The organism is Nocardia sp. NPDC059764, assembly GCF_042732555.1.
Classification (GTDB): domain Bacteria; phylum Actinomycetota; class Actinomycetes; order Mycobacteriales; family Mycobacteriaceae; genus Nocardia.
Genome location: NZ_JBHWHH010000145.1, coordinates 1 through 17,921, shown reverse-complemented (window position 1 = coordinate 17,921; position 17,921 = coordinate 1). Strand labels below are relative to the sequence as shown.

At 69.2% G+C, this 17,921-nt stretch carries 13 protein-coding genes; 6 read left to right on the top strand and 7 right to left on the bottom strand.

The annotated features are described in order from the left end of the window. Window positions 1-30 precede the first annotated feature (30 nt). Window positions 31-1,002, bottom strand: a complete 972-nt coding sequence (locus tag ACFV4K_RS26560) for a hypothetical protein (protein ID WP_379278548.1) — start codon at window positions 1,000-1,002, stop codon at window positions 31-33. Window positions 1,003-1,088: 86 nt separating this feature from the next. Next, on the bottom strand, window positions 1,089-1,586 hold the full coding sequence (mce, locus tag ACFV4K_RS26555; RefSeq protein WP_379278546.1) for a methylmalonyl-CoA epimerase: 498 nt from the start codon (window positions 1,584-1,586) through the stop codon (window positions 1,089-1,091). An 87-nt stretch (window positions 1,587-1,673) separates the two neighbouring features. On the opposite strand from mce, the gene ACFV4K_RS26550 reads away from it, so the two are divergent. The 3 genes from ACFV4K_RS26550 to ACFV4K_RS26540 all read left to right on the top strand — a co-directional run bounded on the left by ACFV4K_RS26550 (window position 1,674) and on the right by ACFV4K_RS26540 (window position 4,256). Next, entirely contained in the window at window positions 1,674-2,858 is a 1,185-nt protein-coding gene (locus ACFV4K_RS26550) for an acetyl-CoA C-acetyltransferase (protein ID WP_379278544.1), read from the top strand. Window positions 2,859-2,971: 113 nt separating this feature from the next. Then, entirely contained in the window at window positions 2,972-3,343 is a 372-nt protein-coding gene (locus ACFV4K_RS26545; RefSeq protein ID WP_357098615.1) for a DUF3817 domain-containing protein, read from the top strand. Between the two features lie 55 nt (window positions 3,344-3,398). Next, on the top strand, window positions 3,399-4,256 hold the full coding sequence (locus ACFV4K_RS26540; RefSeq protein ID WP_379278549.1) for a tetratricopeptide repeat protein: 858 nt from the start codon (window positions 3,399-3,401) through the stop codon (window positions 4,254-4,256). 68 nt (window positions 4,257-4,324) lie between these two features. Here ACFV4K_RS26540 and ACFV4K_RS26535 read toward each other — a convergent pair whose 3' ends face one another. Beyond that, window positions 4,325-5,686 carry a TrpB-like pyridoxal phosphate-dependent enzyme gene (locus tag ACFV4K_RS26535; protein WP_379278542.1) on the bottom strand — a complete coding sequence of 454 codons (1,362 nt, stop codon included), beginning with the start codon at window positions 5,684-5,686 and terminating at the stop codon, window positions 4,325-4,327. 120 nt (window positions 5,687-5,806) lie between these two features. Here ACFV4K_RS26535 and ACFV4K_RS26530 point away from each other — a divergent pair, with 120 nt between their 5' ends. Beyond that, window positions 5,807-6,427, top strand: a complete 621-nt coding sequence (locus tag ACFV4K_RS26530) for a TIGR03086 family metal-binding protein (protein ID WP_379278541.1) — start codon at window positions 5,807-5,809, stop codon at window positions 6,425-6,427. Window positions 6,428-6,434: 7 nt separating this feature from the next. Here ACFV4K_RS26530 and glgB read toward each other — a convergent pair whose 3' ends face one another. The 3 genes from glgB to ACFV4K_RS26515 are packed head-to-tail and all read right to left on the bottom strand — an operon-like array spanning window position 6,435 to window position 11,279. Then, window positions 6,435-8,606, bottom strand: coding sequence for a 1,4-alpha-glucan branching protein GlgB (gene glgB / locus ACFV4K_RS26525; protein ID WP_379278539.1), 2,172 nt, complete (start codon window positions 8,604-8,606; stop codon window positions 6,435-6,437). Beyond that, window positions 8,603-10,606, bottom strand: a complete 2,004-nt coding sequence (locus ACFV4K_RS26520) for a maltotransferase domain-containing protein (RefSeq protein WP_379278537.1) — start codon at window positions 10,604-10,606, stop codon at window positions 8,603-8,605. The genes glgB and ACFV4K_RS26520 overlap by 4 nt, the downstream gene beginning before the upstream one ends. Before the next feature lie 22 nt (window positions 10,607-10,628). Continuing rightward, window positions 10,629-11,279, bottom strand: a complete 651-nt coding sequence (locus tag ACFV4K_RS26515; protein WP_357098629.1) for a PaaI family thioesterase — start codon at window positions 11,277-11,279, stop codon at window positions 10,629-10,631. A 259-nt stretch (window positions 11,280-11,538) separates the two neighbouring features. On the opposite strand from ACFV4K_RS26515, the gene glgP reads away from it, so the two are divergent. Beyond that, the gene (glgP, locus tag ACFV4K_RS26510; RefSeq protein WP_379278535.1) at window positions 11,539-14,112 is read left to right on the top strand and encodes an alpha-glucan family phosphorylase; all 2,574 of its coding nucleotides are present in this window, start codon (window positions 11,539-11,541) and stop codon (window positions 14,110-14,112) included. A gap of 6 nt (window positions 14,113-14,118) precedes the next feature. On the opposite strand, the gene ACFV4K_RS26505 is transcribed toward glgP, so the two are convergent. Then, window positions 14,119-16,173, bottom strand: coding sequence for an AMP-binding protein (locus ACFV4K_RS26505; protein ID WP_379278534.1), 2,055 nt, complete (start codon window positions 16,171-16,173; stop codon window positions 14,119-14,121). A 269-nt stretch (window positions 16,174-16,442) separates the two neighbouring features. Between ACFV4K_RS26505 and ACFV4K_RS26500 the strand changes: the two genes are divergently transcribed. Continuing rightward, window positions 16,443-17,810, top strand: a complete 1,368-nt coding sequence (locus ACFV4K_RS26500; RefSeq protein ID WP_379278532.1) for an NCS2 family permease — start codon at window positions 16,443-16,445, stop codon at window positions 17,808-17,810. Window positions 17,811-17,921: the final 111 nt, after the last annotated feature.

The following is a 17,921-nucleotide window of genomic DNA, read 5'->3' as shown; positions in this document are numbered from 1 at the left end:
CGGAACGGGTTGTCGCCCGGGGTGGTGGAATTAGCCGGAGATGTCGGCGTTCTCGCGGTCGTCGACGAGGTCCTCGTCGTCGTGGGCTTCGGAGATGGCCTTGCGGTTGTTCTTGCCGAGGGAGCGCTGTTCCGGTGCGCCGTCGAGGAGTTCGCTCTCGCGGTTGACGGCGGCGAGCATGGCCGGGACCGAGTCGAGCTGGCCGCGGATGCCGAGCAGCTGGGCCAGGACGCGGCCGCGGAGGACACGCATTTCCTCGGCGAGTTCCTTGGCGTGCGCGATCTTCCGATCGGCGGTGTTGGTCGCCGAGGTGATGAGGCGGTTGGCCTCGTCGGTGGCGTCCTTGATGCGCTGGGCGGCCTCGGCGCGGGAGGTGGCCTCGAGCTCCTCCATGGCGCGGGTCAGCTTGGTGCGCCGCTCCGCCATGGTGACCTCGAAGTCCTGCTGCGTCGCCTTGCGCTTGGCTTCGGACTCCTTGGTGAGACGATCGGCCTCGGCGTTGGCCGCCTCGACGATCTTGGCGGACTCGGAGCGGGCGTTGGCGAGAGTCTGCTCGAATTCGATTTCGAGAGCTTCGCGCTTCTCCTTGGTCTCGGAGAGGAGCGATTCGTACTTCCCACGCATTTCGGTGGCCTGCTGCTCGGCGATCGAGATCATCTCGGCGGCCTCGGCCTGAGCCTGGGCGCGGACCTCGGAGGCCTCGTCGGAGGCCAGGCGCAGCATGCGGGAGATGCGATCGGACATGCCTTCGGCGGTCGTCGGCGGCACGGACAGCCGGTCGACTTCCTTACGGAGCTCGTCGATCTCGTCCCGGGCATCCTCGAGCTGGGCGGCCAGGTTGCGGGCCTGGGCGGCGGCGGCATCGCGGTCGGTGGCGGTGACCCTTAGCTCGGCATCGAAACGGTCGAAGTAGTTACGCACCTCGTCACGGTCATAACCCTTCCGCACAACGGTAAAGGGCAGCGCGACGAAGCGATTGCGATCGGGCTCAGTGGACGACATGCCCCACAAACTACAGCCTGACCGTCGCGGATGGTGACCCGACCGCGAATGTTGTTACGCCCTCTTTAGGAGGGCGGAACACGGTACTAGTGAGTAGTTTTCGCGGCCGGTTCGACGAGTTCGACCAGCACACCGCCAGCATCCTTGGGGTGGATGAAATTGATGCGGGAACCGGCGGTTCCGCCACGCGGCTCTGCGTACAGCAAACGCAAGCCCCGTTCACGAAGTTGCTCGGAAACCGCCTCGACATCGGTCACGCGGTACGCGAGCTGCTGCAGGCCAGGACCGTTTCGGTCGATGAACTTGGCGATGGTGGACTCCTCGTTGAGCGGAGCCAGCAACTGGAGAGCGACCGAGCCCTCGGGCGTGCCGGGGACCGACAGCATGGCCTCGTGGACGCCCTGCGACTCGTTGATCTCGCGGTGGGTCTCCACCATGCCCAGATTGTCGCGGTACCAGGCGACCGCGGAATCCAGGTCCGGCACGGCGATTCCCACGTGATCGACGGCCACGACGTATTCCGACGGGATGAATGCGGTGTTCTCGGTAGTGCTCACAGGACTGACGGTAGCGCGCACCCGCATACCCCCGCCGAAGTGCCTGGAGTTACCGTGGAGTACGGCTCCGATGGTTGGCGGAGCCGTGACGACACACAGTAAGTGAGGCCCCACGTGACGACTACCTCCGTGATCGTGTCCGGTGCGCGTACCCCGGTGGGTCGCCTGCTCGGGTCGCTGAAGGATTTCAGCGGCTCCGACCTGGGCGGCATCGCCATCAAGGCGGCGCTGGAGAAGGGCGGGGTCGCGCCTGAGCAGGTCGACTACGTGATCATGGGCCAGGTGCTCACCGCCGGCGCGGGTCAGATCCCGGCCCGGCAGGCCGCGGTCGCCGCGGGGATCCCGATGGACGTCCCGGCGCTGACCATCAACAAGGTGTGTCTGTCCGGCATCAACGCAATCGCCCTGGCGGATCAGCTGATTCGCGCCGGTGAGTACGAGATCGTGGTGGCCGGCGGCCAGGAGTCCATGACCAACGCCCCGCACCTGCTCGAGAAGAGCCGTGAGGGCTTCAAGTACGGCGACGTGAACCTGCGCGACAGCATGGCCTACGACGGCCTGTACGACATCTTCACCGACCAGGCCATGGGCGCCCTCACCGAGCAGCGCAACGACACCGACAAGATCAGCCGCGAGGAGCAGGACGCCTTCGCTGCCGCCTCGCACCAGAAGGCGGCCGCGGCCTGGAAGAACGGCCTGTTCGCGGACGAGGTCGCGCCGGTCTCGATCCCGCAGCGCAAGGGCGACCCGATCGTGTTCGCCGAGGACGAGGGCATCCGCGCCGACACCACCGCGGAGTCGCTGGGCAAGCTGCGCCCGGCCTTCCGCAAGGACGGCAGCATCACCGCCGGTTCGGCCTCCCAGATCTCCGACGGCGCGGCCGCCGTGATCGTCATGTCGAAGGCCAAGGCGGAGGCGCTGGGCCTGAGCTGGATCGCCGAGATCGGCGCGGCCGGCGTCGTCGCCGGTCCGGACTCCACCCTGCAGGACCAGCCCGCCAACGCCATCGCGAAAGCCTGTGCCAAGGAAGGCATTTCGCCCGCCGATCTGGACCTGGTCGAGATCAACGAGGCCTTCGCCGCGGTCGGCATCGCGTCCACCCGCACGCTGGGCATCGACCCGGAGAAGGTGAACGTCAACGGCGGCGCCATCTCCATCGGCCACCCGCTGGGCATGTCCGGCGCCCGCATCGTGCTGCACCTGGCCAATGAGCTGAAGCGCCGCGGTGGCGGCGTCGGCGCGGCCGCCCTGTGCGGCGGTGGCGGCCAGGGCGACGCCCTGATCATCCGCGTGCAGTAAGTGCGATCCCGTAGCCCGAACCAGGCCCCGGCTCCGAAACGAGCCGGGGCCTGCTCGTTCGTGTGACCAGCTCCACTACGGGGCGTCGTAGCCGGTCGGGCAGAATGGGGGGCATGGGTGATCTGTTCGACCTGTCCACGGTCGCGAAGCGTGTGCGTTTCTTCGGCCTGCTCGAGGTGCCGTCCTGGGTGCTGCTGTTCATCGGCTCGGCCCTGAAGCGCGCCGACGCGCTGGGCATCGCCGATCAGCCGATCAAGTGGCCGGTGATGGTGTTCGGCATGCTGCACGGCGTCGTGTTCCTGGCGTACGCGATCAACTGCCTGCTGGCCTCGCGTGAGTTCGAATGGCCGGGCAAGACCACGCTTCTCGCGCTGGCGTCCTCGGTGGTGCCGTTCACCTCCGTGCTCTTCGAGCGGTGGGCGATCAAGACGGGTCAGCTGGGTGAACTGAGCGGAGCCCCGGCGCCCGCCGCCGCCGCTTCGTGACAAACTGGATGGCGTGACTCGACCCGCACGCCGTCCTTCCGCCGCAGCCGCCGCCATGTCGGGCGCTGTGGACCTGTCCGCTCTCAAGCAGCCGGCCGCCCCCGCGGGGGAGGTCCCGGGTGACCACGTCGTCACCGAGGCCAATTTCGAGGATCGAGTGCTGCGGCGCTCCACCCAGGTCCCGGTGGTGGTGGCGCTGTACTCGCAGCGCAGCCCGGGCAGCATCGAGCTGGTGAAGCTGCTCGAGCAGCTGGTCGGCCGCAGCGGCGGCGACTGGGATCTGGCCACCGTCGAGGCCGAGGCCAATATGCGCATCGCGCAGGCCTTCGGCGTGCAGGGCATTCCGACCGTGGTCGCGGTGGCCGCGGGCCAGCCGCTCGCCGACTTCACCGGCAATCAGCCCGAGGAGCAGGTGACGCAGTGGCTGGCCGCCGTGGTGGACGCCGTGCGCGGCAAGCTCCCCGGTGTCGGCGAGGGTGACGCCGCCGAGCCGGAGGCCCCCGAGGACCCCCGTTTCGTAGCCGCCGAAGAGGCTTTGGAGCGCGGCGAATTCGACAACGCCATCGCCGCCTACCAGGACATCCTGACCGCCGAGCCGAACAATGTCGAGGCCAAGGCCGCGCTGCGGCAGGTCCAGTTCATCTCCCGCGTGCAGGATCTCGACCCGGCCGCGGTGGCCAAGGCCGACGCCGACCCGGCGGACCTGGACGCCGCCATCGCCGCCGCCGACCTCGAGATGTTCGATCAGCAGCCCGACGCCGCGTTCGATCGGCTGATCGCCCAGGTCAAGCGCACCGCCGGCGACGACCGCACCCGGGTCCGCACCCATCTGCTGGAGCTGTTCGAGCTCTTCGACCCGGCCGAGCCGCTGGTCGTCGCCGCCCGCCGCAAGCTGGCCGCCGCGCTGTACTGATTCCGAGATCATGGAGCTCCCACCGCGGGATTCGGACGGAATTCCGCGGTGGCAGCTCCCTTTCTTGTTCAGAGCTTGGGGAGTCCGGCGAGCGCCGCGTCGATGCGGGGCTGGGGCAGCTCGAAATCGGGGATGTCGCCCGCCAGATAGCGTTCGTAGGCGGTCATGTCGAAGTGGCCGTGCCCGCACAGCGCCGTGAGCAGGACCTTCTCCTCTCCGGACGCGGTGCAGCGGTTGGCTTCCTCGATGACCGCCGCGAGCGCGTGCGAGGGTTCGGGGGCGGGCAGGATGCCCTCGGTCTTGGCGAACGTGACCGCCGCGGCGAAGCATTCGCGCTGCTGTTTGGACACCGCCTCGAACAGCCCGAGCTCGTACATGTGCGAGAGCAGCGGCGACATGCCGTGGTAGCGCAGACCGCCCGCGTGCACGGGATCGGGGATGAAGTCGTGGCCGAGGGTGTGCATCTTCATCAGCGGCGTGAAGCCCGCGGTGTCGCCGAAGTCGTAGGCGTAGATGCCGCGGGTGAACGACGGGCAGGCGGCCGGTTCGACGGCGCGGATGACGGGATTCCCTCGGCCCGCGAGCTTTTCGCGCAGGAACGGCAGGAACAGGCCCGCGAAGTTGGAGCCGCCGCCGGTGCAGCCGATGATCACGTCGGGGGCGCGCTCGCCCGCCGCGGCGAACTGCTTCAGCGCCTCCTCGCCGATGACGGTCTGATGCATGAGCACGTGGTTGAGCACGCTGCCCAGCGCGTAGCGGGTGAACGGGTCGGCCGCGGCCACCTCGACCGCCTCGCTGATGGCGATGCCCAGGCTGCCGGGCGAATCCGGGTGGTCGGCAAGGATTTTCGCGCCCGCCGCGGTGACCGGGGAGGGACTGGCGTGCACGGTGGCGCCCCAGGTCTGCATGAGGGTGCGCCGGTGCGGCTTCTGGTCGTAGGAGGCGCGGACCATCCATACCTCGCAGTCGATGCCGTACTGCGCGCAGGCGAAGGACAGCGCGCTGCCCCACTGGCCCGCGCCGGTCTCGGTGGTCAGGCGGCGGGTGCCTTCGGCGGCGTTGTAGAAGGCTTGCGGCACAGCGGTGTTCGGCTTGTGTGAGCCCGCGGGGGAGACGCCCTCGTATTTGTAATAGATGCGTGCCGGGGTGCCGAGCGCCTTCTCGAGCCGGCGCGCCCGGAACAGCGGTGTCGGCCGCCAGAGCCGGTACACGTCGATGACCTCGTCTGGGATGTCGAGGTAGCGGTCGCCGCTCACTTCCTGCCGGATCAGTTCCATGGGGAACAGCGGGGCCAGGTCCTCGGGGCCGACGGGCTGCCCGGTGCCGGGGTGCAGCGGGGGCGGCGGGGGTTCGGGCAGGTCCGGGATGACGTTGTACCAACGCCGCGGGATCTCGGATTCGTCCAGTGTGATCTTGGTGCGCTCGTCCACGAGGCCCTCCCGGGCTTGATCCGGCTGTCCGTCCAGGGTGCGCCCGCAGCGGACCCGTTGGTGTGGAATTCGCCGGATTGTTCCTGGTGATGATCGATGGCAATTAGTAAGCTAGTGCGTATGATAAGCACGTACGAAGAATTGCTGGGCTCGGGAACGGAACTGCTCGCGCTGGACGCCCGCGCGGTGCGGACGAGCATCGACGTGGTGGCGGGGGCGACCTCGGGCGACTTGGACGCGTCCACCCCGTGCGAGGGCTGGACCCTGCGAGATCTGCTGGAGCACATGATCGTTCAGCACTACGGGTTCGCGGCGGCGGCTCGCGGGGAGGGTGATATCGGGCTGTGGAAGCCGCAGCCGCTGGGTGCGGACCCGGTCGGCGAATACCGCGCGGCGGCCGAGCACGTGCTGGCCACCTTCGCCGAGCCGGGCGTCCTGGACCGGCAATTTCCCCTGCCGGAGGTCCGCGACGGCATCGTCATCCCGGGGGCGCTGGCGGTGAGCTTCCACTTCATCGACTACGTCGTGCACGCCTGGGATGTCGCGCGGGCGCTCGGGCGGACCGTGGACTTCGACGACGACCTGCTGAGCGCGGCGCTGCCGGTGGCCGAGGCCGTCCCGCGGGGTGCGGAGCGGGAGCGGCCGGGCGCGTCGTTCGCGCCGGAAGTGCCCGGTGTCCAGGCGTCGGGGCTGGATCGGATTCTGGCGGTGCTGGGACGCTCGCCGGGCTGGCCGGAATAGGGACCTGTCAGTCGTGCGCGGCCGGTGGCGTGGTCGAGAGCCAGATCGCACTGTGCGGGGGCAGGGTGAGGGCGGCCGAGACCGGGCGGCCGTGCCACGGCTGCTGTTCGGCCGGGATCGCGCCGCCGGTGCCCGCGCCGCTGCCGCCGTAGGCGACCGCGTCGGTATTGAGCACCTCGTACCACGAATCCTGTTCGCACTCCGGCAATCCGATGCGGTAGCCGCTGAGCTGCCGCCCGGAGAAGTTGTACACGCAGGCGAGGATCGACCCGTCGGTGCCGTACCGCAGGAACGACAGCACATTGTTGTCGCGGTCGTCGGCGTCGATCCACGCGTACCCGCCCGGCGAGGTGTCCTGACTCCACAGCGCCGGATTCCCGACGTAGAGCCGGTTGAGGTCGCCGACCAGGGCCTGGATGCCGCGGTGCAGCGGGTTCTCCAGCTCGTGCCAGTCCAGTCCGCGGTCGTGGTCCCATTCCCGGAACTGACCGAAGTCCTGGCCCATGAACAGCAACTGCTTGCCCGGGTGCGCCCACAGGTAGGCGAGCAGCGCCCGCACCCCGCCCGCCTTGGCGTAGTCGTCGCCGGGCATGCGGGTCCACAGCGTGCCCTTGCCGTAGACGACCTCGTCGTGGCTGATCGGCAGCAGGTAGTTCTCGCTCCAGGCGTAGGTGAGGGAGAAGGTGACCTCGTTGTGGTGCCAGCTGCGGTGCACGGGATCGCGGGCCAGGTAGCCGAGGGTGTCGTGCATCCAGCCCATGTTCCATTTCATGGTGAAGCCGAGCCCGCCGACCTCGGTGGGGCGGGTGACGCCGGGCCAGGTGGTGGATTCCTCGGCGATGGTCAGCACGCCCGGATGATGCTTGTGCACGGTGGCGTTCATTTCCTGGAGGAAGGCGACGGCCTCCAGGTTCTCGCGGCCGCCGTGGATGTTCGGTTCCCAGTCCGGGCGGGAATAGTCCAGGTAGAGCATGGAGGCGACGGCGTCCACGCGCAGGCCGTCGAGGTGGAATTCCTCGATCCAGTACAGCGCGTTGGCGACCAGGAAGTTGCGGACCTCGTGGCGGCCGAAGTTGAAAACGTAGGTGCCCCAGTCGAGTTGCTCGCCGCGGCGCGGGTCGGCGTGCTCGTAGAGGGCGGTGCCGTCGAACCGGGCCAGCGCCCATTCGTCGCGCGGGAAGTGCGCGGGCACCCAGTCCAGCAGCACGCCGATGCCCTTGCGGTGCAGGTGATCCACGAGGAAACGGAAGTCGTCAGGGGAGCCGAAGCGGGCGGTCGGCGCGAAATAGGAGGTGACCTGGTAACCCCACGAGCCGCCGAAGGGGTGCTCGGCCACGGGCAGCAGTTCCACGTGGGTGAAGCCTTGGGCGAGCACGTATTCGGCGAGCTGTTCGGCGAGCTCGTGATAGTCGAGACCGGGCCGCCAGGAGCCGAGGTGCACCTCGTAGATGCTGATCGGCGCGCGCAGCGGGTCGGTGCGGGCGCGTTCCCGCAGCCATTCCCCGTCGCCCCAGGTGAATTCGCTCTCCGTGATCACCGAGGCGGTGGCGGGCGGCACCTCGGTGGCGAAGGCCATGGGGTCGGCGTGGTCGACCACGCGCCCGTCCGCTCCGTGCACCCGGTACTTGTAGAGCGCCCCGGGCCCGATGCCGGGCAGGAACAGTTCCCACACGCCCGAATCGCCGAGTCTGCGCATGGGCGCGGTGTTTCCGCTCCAGCCGTCGAAGTCCCCGATCACGGCGACGCCGCGCGCATTGGGCGCCCATACCGCGAACGCGGTGCCCGTCACCTCACCGTCGAAGGAGGGGTAAGTCGTGGGATGCGCGCCGAGCACCTCCCACAGCCGCTCGTGGCGGCCCTCCCCGAGCAGATGCAGGTCGATGTCGCCGAGGGTGGGCAGGAATCGGTAGCCGTCGGCCTCGACCACGGTGCGCCCGCCCGGATAGGAGGCGACGATCCGGTAGTCCCACAGCTCCGGGAACGGCAGGACGACCTCGAACACCCCGTGATCCCGGTGTGTCAGTGGATGATCCACCTCGCCGACACGGGCCGCGACCGCGTCCGCGTGCGGGCGCAGCACCCGGATGACGGTGCCGTCCGGATGCGGGTGGGCCCCCAGCACGGTGTGCGGATCGGGATGCGTGCCCGCCGCCAGCAGCAGGAGGTCACGCCGGTTCATCGGAACGATCTGCGATAGGCGAGTTCGGTGCGCGCGGCGGCGGGGACCGGCGGCAGGGTGAGGATGTGGGCGGCCGCGCGATGCGGGTCCAGGCGCACGTAATTGCTCTGGCCCCAGTGGTATTCCTCGCCGGTGATCTCGTCGGTCACCACTGGCCGGTCGTGCCATTCGCGGCCGATGGCGGGCAGGTCCAGCGACACCATGCCGTGTTCGGTCCCGAACGGGTTCAGGTTCACCACGACGAGCACCGCGTCACCGGTGGTCGGATCCATCTTCGAGAACGCCAGGATCGCGTCGTTGTCCACGGGGTGGAAGTGGATGCAGCGCACCTGCCGTAGCGCCGGGTGTGCGCGCCGGATCTCGTTGAGCCGGGTCAGCCACGGTTCCAGGGATTCCCCGCGCGCGGCCGCGGCGGCGAAATGCCGTGGGCGCAGCTGATATTTCTCCGAATCGAGGTATTCCTCGCTGCCGGGCCGCACCGCCTGGTGCTCGTACAGTTCGAAGCCGGAGTACACGCCCCAGGTCGCGCCGAGCGTGGCGGCCAGCACCGCCCGGATCGCGAACATGCCGGGCCCGCCGTGCTGCAGGCTCTCGTGCAGGATGTCGGGGGTGTTCACGAACAGGTTGGCGCGCGCCTCGTCGGCCTTGGCGGCGAGCTCCCGCCCGAACTCCTCGAGCTCGTGCTTGTGGGTGCGCCAGGTGAAATACGTGTAGGACTGGCTGAATCCGCGGCGGGCCAGCCCGTACAGGCGGGCCGGGCGGGTGAACGCCTCGGACAGGAAGATGATCTCCGGGTGCTTCTTGTGCACCGCGGCGATCAGCCATTCCCAGAAGTCCGCGGGCTTGGTATGCGGATTGTCGACCCGGAAGATGGTGACGCCCAGGCCGATCCAGTGCCGGACCACGCGCAGCACCTCGGCGTAGAGCCCGTCGGGGTCGTCGTCGAAGTTGAGCGGGTAGATGTCCTGGTACTTCTTGGGCGGGTTCTCCGCGTAGGCGATGGTGCCGTCGGGCATGGTGATGAACCACTCCGGGTGCGCGGTCACCCACGGGTGGTCGGGCGCGCACTGCAACGCCAGGTCGAGCGCCACCTCCAGACCCAATTCCCGGGCGGCCGTGACGAAGTCGACGAAGTCGGCCTCGGTGCCCAGCCGCGGGTGGATGGCGTCGTGACCGCCCTCGTCGGAGCCGATGGCCCACGGCGAGCCCACATCCTCGGGTCCCGCGGTCAGGGAGTTGTTGGGCCCCTTGCGGTTCACCTTCCCGATCGGGTGGATCGGCGGCAGGTACACCACGTCGAACCCCATGGCGGCGATGCGCGGCAGATCCTTGGCGGCGGTGGCGAAGGTGCCGTGCACCGGCTTGCCCGCGGCGTCCCAGCCGCCGGTGGAGCGCGGGAAGAACTCGTACCAGGAGCCGTACAGCGCCCGCTGCCGGTCCACCTGCACGGTGTGCAGCGGCCCGTGGGTCACCAACTCCCGCAACGGGGTTGCCCGCAGGATCTCGCCGACCTCGGCGCTGAAGGCGGGCGCCACGCGCGCGGGCAGCTGGGCGTCGCTGCGCAGGGCGGCCGCCGCGGCGCGCAGGATCTGCCACTGCTGCCTGGGCACCGCGAGCGCGGCCTTATCGAGCAGGCGCGCCCCGAGCTCCAGATCGTTGGCCAGGTCGACGGCGCTCTGCCCGACGGCCAGCTTGGCCTCGACGCCGGAGCGCCAGGTGGCGATGGGATCGCCCCAGCCCTCGATGCGGAAGGTCCAGCGGCCGGGGGTACTCGGGGTGAATACCGCGTTGAACACGTCCGGCTCGTATTCCGGGCTCATGCGAATGCGTTGCGTGCGTGCCGAACCCGGGCCCCGCACCGCGAGGGTCGCGGCCACGACCTCGTGTCCCTCGCGCCAGACCACGGTCCGGACCGGGACCACCTCGCCCACCACGGCCTTCGACGGCCGGCCGCCGGGGATCGCGGGGGCGGTGTCATCGATGGCGATGCGGCCGGTCACGCCTTCGAACTTACCGGAGCGGCTACTGCTGGCCCGGCTTGAGGAGCAGGAACAGGCCGTGCGCCTCGGCGCACAGCCGGTCGCCGTCGTGCAGGGTGGCGCGCACGAAGACCTTGCGGCCCTCCTGCCGCTCCACCCAGCCGTGCACCCTCAGCTCGGTGTTCAGCGGCGTGATGGACCGGTAGTCGACGTGCAGGAAGGCGGTGCGGGTGACCGCGCGCGTGTTCAACGCCACGGTCATGCCGAGCAGATCGTCGAAGCCCAGCGCGATGTGGCCGCCGTGCGCCGCCGCATTGCCGCCCAGGTGGAAGGTGCGGAAGGTGATGCGCGCGTGCACGCCCTCAGCGCTCGCGTCATCGATCAGGAACGGCGGCAGGGTGATATTGCCGCGCGCGGGCAGGTCGTTGCGGTGCCAGGCGGGCGCGTCCCACTCGTCGCCGACCGCGGAGTCGAGCTTGGCGTTGAGTTCCTTCAGCGTGGCGATGGCCTCGAGGGCGACCTCGTCGGTCGGGGAGGCCAGCCGGACCCGGTCCATCAGCCCGCGCACCTGCTCGATGAACTCCCCGTAGTGCGGCCCACCCCGGCTGGCGTCGCGGCCCAGGGTTTGGATCGGCCGAAACCCGCCCTCATGATGCTCCTCGGGGGCCAGTGCCTCGACCTGCTGCTCGCTCATGCGAAACACGTTATCGGTCGCTAACCGGATGCTCCGCGCGGGGATGCCGCTGACCAGCATCAGACCCGCTCCGAAGGTTCGCGGCCAAGCGCGGGGAGGCGGAGCGCTCGATTCTGGACTGCGGCTTGATAGACCTCCGCCTTGGAGCGGGGAGCGAACGGCTCCATAGACCTGCGCCGCGGAGGAGCGGAGGAGGGAAGAATCGAGACTTCGGGGCCGTGAACCAGCCCGGAGCGAGGCGGAGGGCAGAATAAGCACTGTGAAGGCATTGCGTCGATTCACCGTTCGTGCACATTTGCCGGAGCGGTTGGCTGCTCTTACCGAGTTGGCGACCAATCTGCGCTGGTCCTGGCATGGGCCTACACAGGACGTATTCGCGGAGCTGGATCCCCGGCTGTGGGCCGAGGTCGGGAACGATCCGGTGCGGATGCTGGGTGAGGTGCCGGCCGAACGGCTCGACGAGCTGGCCGTGGATGAGACCTACACGCGGCGGGTGGATGCCGCCGCCGAAGACCTTCGTGACTACCTGGCCCGGCCTCGCTGGTTCCAGAAGCAGCAGAGCGGGCCGCGTGGGATCGCCTACTTCTCGATGGAGTTCGGCGTCACCGAGGTCCTGCCCAACTACTCGGGCGGGCTCGGGATTCTGGCGGGCGACCACCTCAAGGCCGCCTCCGATCTGGGGCTGCCGCTGATCGGCGTCGGATTGCTGTACCGCTCCGGCTATTTCCGGCAGTCGCTGACCGCCGACGGCTGGCAGGCCGAGCACTATCCGGCGCTGGACCCCATGGGCCTGCCGCTGCGGTTGCTCACCGACGGCGACTCCGGTGCGCCCGTGCTCATCCACGTGTCCATGCCGGAGGGCCGAGTGCTGCGCGCCCGGGTGTGGATCGCCCAGGTCGGCCGGATCCCGCTGCTGCTGCTCGACTCCGACATCGCCGAGAACGATCCGGAACTGCGGGCCGTCACCGACCGCCTCTACGGCGGCGACCAGGACCACCGCATCAAACAGGAGATCCTGGCCGGGATCGGCGGCGTGCGCGCGGTACGCGCCTACACCCGCGCCAACGGCCTGCCCGATCCGGACGTCTTCCACATGAACGAGGGCCACGCCGGTTTCCTCGGCATCGAACGCATCCGTGAATTCATGGTCGCCGGAATGGATTTCGACACCGCGCTGACCGCGGTCCGGGCGGGCACCGTCTTCACCACCCACACCCCCGTGCCGGCGGGCATCGACCGTTTCGCGAGCGCGCTGGTGCGCCGCTACTTCGGCGGCGCGCACGGTGAACGCGAATCCCCGGTGCTGCCGGGCGTTTCGGTGGACCGCATCCTCGCCATGGGCCGCGAGGCCGATCCGTCGGTGTTCAACATGGCCCACCTGGGCCTGCGACTCGCCCAGCGCGCCAACGGCGTGTCGAAGCTGCACGGTGAGGTCAGCCGCGCCATGTTCGCGCCGCTGTGGCCGGGCTTCGACGCCGCCGAGGTGCCGATCGGCTCGATCACCAATGGCGTGCACGCCCCCACCTGGGCCGCGCGCGAATGGATCGACAAGGCCCGTGAGCTGATCGGCGACGAACTGGTCGAGGAGGCCCGCGGCTGGGAACGGCTCTGCGACGTGGACCTGCGCGAACTGTGGTCCACCCGCAATGCCCTGCGTGGCGTCCTGGTCGACGAGGTGCGCCGCCGGTTGCGCGCCTCCTGGCTCGACCGCGGCGCCGCCCCGGCCGAACTCGCCTGGGTCGACGAGGTTTTCGACCCGCGCGTGCTGACCGTCGGCTTCGCCCGCCGCGTCCCCACCTACAAGCGGCTCACCCTCATGCTGCGCGACCCGGACCGGCTGCGGGCCATGCTGCTCGACCCGGAACGCCCGGTACAGCTGGTGGTGGCGGGCAAATCCCATCCGGCCGACGAGGGCGGCAAGGCGCTGATCCAGCAGATCGTCCGGTTCGCCGACGATCCGGCGGTGCGGCACCGCATCGTCTTCCTGCCCGACTACGACATCTCCATGGCCCGCTACCTGTACTGGGGTTGCGATGTCTGGCTCAACAATCCGCTGCGCCCGCTCGAGGCGTGCGGCACCTCCGGCATGAAGTCCGCCCTCAACGGCGGTCTGAACCTGTCCATCAAGGACGGCTGGTGGGACGAGATGTGCGACGGCGAGAACGGCTGGTCCATCCCGACCGCCGACGGCGTCCGCGACGAGCACCGCCGCGACGACCTCGAGGCGTCCGCGCTCTACGAACTGCTGGAACGCGCTGTGCTGCCGCGCTTCTACGACCGCGACCACGACGACCTGCCGGTGCGCTGGATGGAGATGGTCCGCCACACCCTGCGGACCCTGGGCCCGAAGGTGCTGGCCTCGCGCATGGTCCGCGACTACGCCGTCGACTACTACGCGCCCGCCGCCGCGGCCTTCGGCGCGGTGTCGGCCGACGACTTCAAGGGCGCGCAGGACCTGTCGGGGTACCGCCGCCGCGTCGAATCCGCCTGGCCCACCGTGAAAGTCCTGCAGGTGGACAGCGCCGGGCTGCCCGACATCCCGGTGATCGGCGCGGAACTGGACCTGCGGGCCCGCATCGACCTCGGCGGCCTGACCCCCGCCGATGTCAGCGTGCAGGCGGTCCTGGGCCGGGTCTCACCCAGCGACGACCTCACCGACGTCCACAGCTTCACCATGCTGCACGCCGGAAACGATTCCGGCGCGGACGTTTTCACCATCCGGACGCCGGTGCCGATCTCCGGAGCGGTCGGCTACACCATCCGCATCCTGCCGCACCATCCGCTGCTGGCCTCGGACGCGGAACTGGGCCTGATCGCCTCGCCCAGCCCGTAATCGCGCTCAGGCGGGCGCGATCAGCGTCCGCTTGAGAATCTTCCCGGTCGTATTGCGCGGCAATGCCTCCAGGAAGGTGATGTCGCGCGGCACCGAGAAGCGGCTCACCCGGTGCCGGATGTAATTGCGCACCATCTCCGAGTCCAGCCCGGAGCCGGGCCGCGGCACCACGAAAGCCGCCAGGCGCTGGCCGAATTCGTGATCCGGCACGCCCACCACCGCCACCTCGCTCACCTGCGGCAGATGCGACAGCGCCTCCTCCACCGCGCGCGGGAAGACGTTCTCGCCGCCGGAGATGATCATCTCGTCGTCGCGCCCGGCCACGAACAGCCTGCCGGAGGCGTCGAGATACCCGATATCGCCGGTGTCGAGCATGCCGTCGGCCTCGTCGGGCGGGGTGGCGTCGGTGTAGCCGTCGAAGAGCATGTGATTGCCGACGAAGATCCGGCCCGTCGCGCCCACCGGCACCGGCCGCCGATCCGGGCCCAGCACCGCCAGTTTCGTGCCCAGCGGCGGCCGGCCCGCGGTGGTGGGGGACACCCGCAGATCCGCGGAGTCGGCGATGGACGCCCACGACACCTCGGTGGAGCCGTACACGTTGTAGAGGATGTCGCCGAAGGTGTCGAGGAAACGCAGCACCGTCGCACCGTCCAGCGGCGCACCGCAACTGGCCACGATGCGCAGGCTCGACAGGTCGTAGCGGGCGCGCACCTCTTCGGGCAGATCCAGGATCCGATTCACCATGATCGGCACCACCACCAGGGCCGTGACCTTGTGTTCGGCCACCCGGCGCAGCGTGTCCTCGGCGTCGAAATGGTCGCCCAGCAGCACCGTCGCCCGCACGGCAGTGGACATCTGCAGCGCCCCGAGCCCCCAGGTGTGGAACAGCGGGGCCGGGATGAACATGGTCTCGTTGGTGCCGAACGGGATTCGCGACAGCAGCGCGGCCACCGTCCCGAATCCCTTGGGGTGCGGGCGCCGCGCGCCCTTGGGCGTCCCGCTGGTGCCGGAGGTCAGCACCACCAGCCGGCCCAGCCGCGGCGCCTTGCGCGGCGGATCCTGGCGCATGGCGATCAGGTCCTCGATGCTGGTGCGGCCCGTGTCCGGCGGCGCGTCGTCGGCGGTGAAGCGGGGGATGTCGGCGGGCACGTGGCGCACCAGATCCTCGAACTCGCTGTCGGAGAACAGCGCCGAGAGCCGGTGCCGCTGCACGATCTCCTCGATCTGCCGCGCGGGCAGCCCGGTATTGAGCAGCACCGCGTCCGCGCCCGACTTGCCCGCCGCCACCATGCACTCGACCATGCCGGTGTGATTGCGGCACAGCAGCCCGATCGACGTGCCCGGACCGAAGCCGAGCGAGGTGAACGCGCCCGCGAGTGCGTTACTGCGCGCGTGCAATTGGTCGAAGGTGCTCGAGTACCGGTCGTCGATCACCGCCGCCCGGCGCGGGGAGTGCGCGGCCGCCGCCGCGTATCCGCCGCCCAGGCTGAACCCCCACCTGGCCAGGCCGCCGATCTGCCGCAGGCCCACATCGGGGCGATAGGTGCGCACCACGCCGGAGCTCACCATCTGCCGGACCACCCCGGCCTGCAACTTCATTCGCGAATCCTCGGCATTGACGATGCGGGCCGTCGGCGCGCCCTGGATCAGCTCGGCGACCCGCTCGAGCCCTGCCACCGTCCAGGTCACCACCGCGTTGTTCGGCAGCCGGGCGAGCAGCGGATGCACGTGCACGGCCTTGAAATAGGTGACGTAGATGCGGGTGTGCCCGGTGTCGCCGCGCAGCCGGACGGTCGCGAAGCTGCCGTGCTCGGAGTGATGCAGCTCGAAACCCTCACCGGAGCGGGTGATGTGCAGCTGGACCCGCACCACGCGGATCTCGGTATCCGCGCCGCCGACCCGGAAATTCCACGCGGGGTGCGTATCGACGGTGTCTGCGGGCTCGCAGGCGCCGATTCCAGGAAATAGCCGGGGGTAGGTTTGTGGATCGATCAGGACGTCCCAGAGCGCTTGGCGGTCGATCGCGAACTCCGCGACCGCGTCGATGACTTCGGTAACCACTGGCGTACAACTTCTGCCTGGCCGGTTCCCCTGATCAACCCCGGCGGATTACGTATTTGTAACGTCCCAGACAATGGCGGTCAAGGATCTCGAATTACCGGCCGGTAATCAGTTTATTTGCGGATTAATTGCGCTGGTGATGCCCGGAAACCAACGCTCTGGCAGGTGGGATTGCCCACAGTTCGCCGGGGTGGTGAGCGAACCGACCCGTCCGACCAACTAGCGTGACCAGCAGCCTTTGTCCTCCGGCCGACTGGAGATCCCCACCTATGAGCACCGACGTCCTCACGCGCACCAAGGGGCGCGTCGACCGGTACTTCGGCATCAGCGAACACGGTTCCACCCTCGAGCGCGAGCTGATGGCCGGCACCGTCACCTTCCTGGCCATGTCCTACGTGCTCGCGGTGAACCCGCGCATCCTCGGCGACGGCCCCGGCGGCGATCTCCACGACAAGGGCATGCCGGTCCAGGCCGTGTTCACCGCGACCGCGGTCGCCGCCATCTTCGGCACCCTGGTCATGGGCCTGTGGGCCAAGTATCCGGTCGCGCTCGCGCCGGGCATGGGCCTCAACGCCTTCTTCGCCTACACCGTCGTGCTGCACATGGGCATTCCGTGGCAGGAGGCGCTGTCGGGCACCTTCCTGTCCGGCGTCATCTTCTTCATCCTCGCGGTGACCAAGGTGCGCGAGAAGATCATCGAAGCCATTCCCATGCAGATGAAACTCGCGGTCGGCGCGGGCATCGGCATGTTCGTGGCCTTCCTCGGCCTCAAGAGCGCCGGGATCGTCACCTCCGATCCGAACACCTTCGTGCACCTGGGCAACTTCCACCACGGCACCACCCTGCTGGCGCTGTTCGGCCTGGTCGCGACGGTCGTCTTCCTGGTGCTCGGCTGGCACGGCGCGGTGCTCTACGGCATCCTCGCCACCACCGTGGTCGGCATGGTGACCGGTCTGGTGAAGCTGCCGGACTCGGTGGCCGCGCTGCCGCACGGACTGGATCAGACCTTCGGCCAGGCCATCATCCACCTGCCGGGCGCGTTCACCGGGCAGATGGTGGTGGTCGTGCTGACCATGCTGTTCGTTGACTTCTTCGACGCCTCCGGCACCCTGATCGGCGTCGCCAACCAGGCCGGGCTGCTGGGCAAGGACGGCAAGCTGGAACGCGCCGGACAGGCCCTGGCCGCCGATTCGGTGGGCACCGCCGCGGGCGCGGTGATCGGCACCTCGAGTACCACCGCCTACGTGGAATCCACCGCGGGCGTCTCGGCGGGCGGGCGCACCGGCCTGACCGCGGTCGCCACCGCGGGCTGGTTCCTGATCGCGCTGTTCTTCTTCCCGATCTTCGCGGTGTTCGCCGACGTCTCGGCGGTGACCGCGCCCGCGCTCATCGTGGTCGGCGTGCTGATGGCCCGGGCCCTGGGTGAGATCGAGTGGAACAAGCTCGAATTCGCGGTGCCCGCCTTCATCACCGTGATCATCATGCCGCTGACCTACTCCATCGCCAACGGCATCGCCATGGGGCTGCTGTTCTATCCGATCGTCATGATCGCGAAACGGCGTGCGCGCGAGGTGCATCCGATCATGTGGGTGCTGATGGCGGTGTTCCTCTACTACTTCTGGTTCCTGGCCGAGTAGGGCAGTCGAGTAGGGAAGGCGAGCTCTCGAGCGAGCCGGGTTTCGGGCGCGAGGCGGAATAGCCGCGCGCCCCCGCGCGGTGGGGGCCGGCGGTGGGCGCCGCAGCCGCCC

Bases quoted from the DNA above. Each gene is read 5' to 3' on its own strand.
- ACFV4K_RS26560 (WP_379278548.1), bottom strand. From the start codon at position 1,002: ATGTCGTCCACTGAGCCCGATCGCAATCGCTTCGTCGCGCTGCCCTTT.
- mce (WP_379278546.1), bottom strand. From the start codon at position 1,586: ATGCGGGTGCGCGCTACCGTCAGTCCTGTGAGCACTACCGAGAACACC.
- ACFV4K_RS26545 (WP_357098615.1), top strand. From the start codon at position 2,972: ATGGGTGATCTGTTCGACCTGTCCACGGTCGCGAAGCGTGTGCGTTTC.
- ACFV4K_RS26540 (WP_379278549.1), top strand. From the start codon at position 3,399: ATGTCGGGCGCTGTGGACCTGTCCGCTCTCAAGCAGCCGGCCGCCCCC.
- ACFV4K_RS26530 (WP_379278541.1), top strand. From the start codon at position 5,807: ATGATAAGCACGTACGAAGAATTGCTGGGCTCGGGAACGGAACTGCTC.
- glgB (WP_379278539.1), bottom strand. From the start codon at position 8,606: ATGAACCGGCGTGACCTCCTGCTGCTGGCGGCGGGCACGCATCCCGAT.
- ACFV4K_RS26515 (WP_357098629.1), bottom strand. From the start codon at position 11,279: ATGAGCGAGCAGCAGGTCGAGGCACTGGCCCCCGAGGAGCATCATGAG.
- ACFV4K_RS26500 (WP_379278532.1), top strand. From the start codon at position 16,443: ATGAGCACCGACGTCCTCACGCGCACCAAGGGGCGCGTCGACCGGTAC.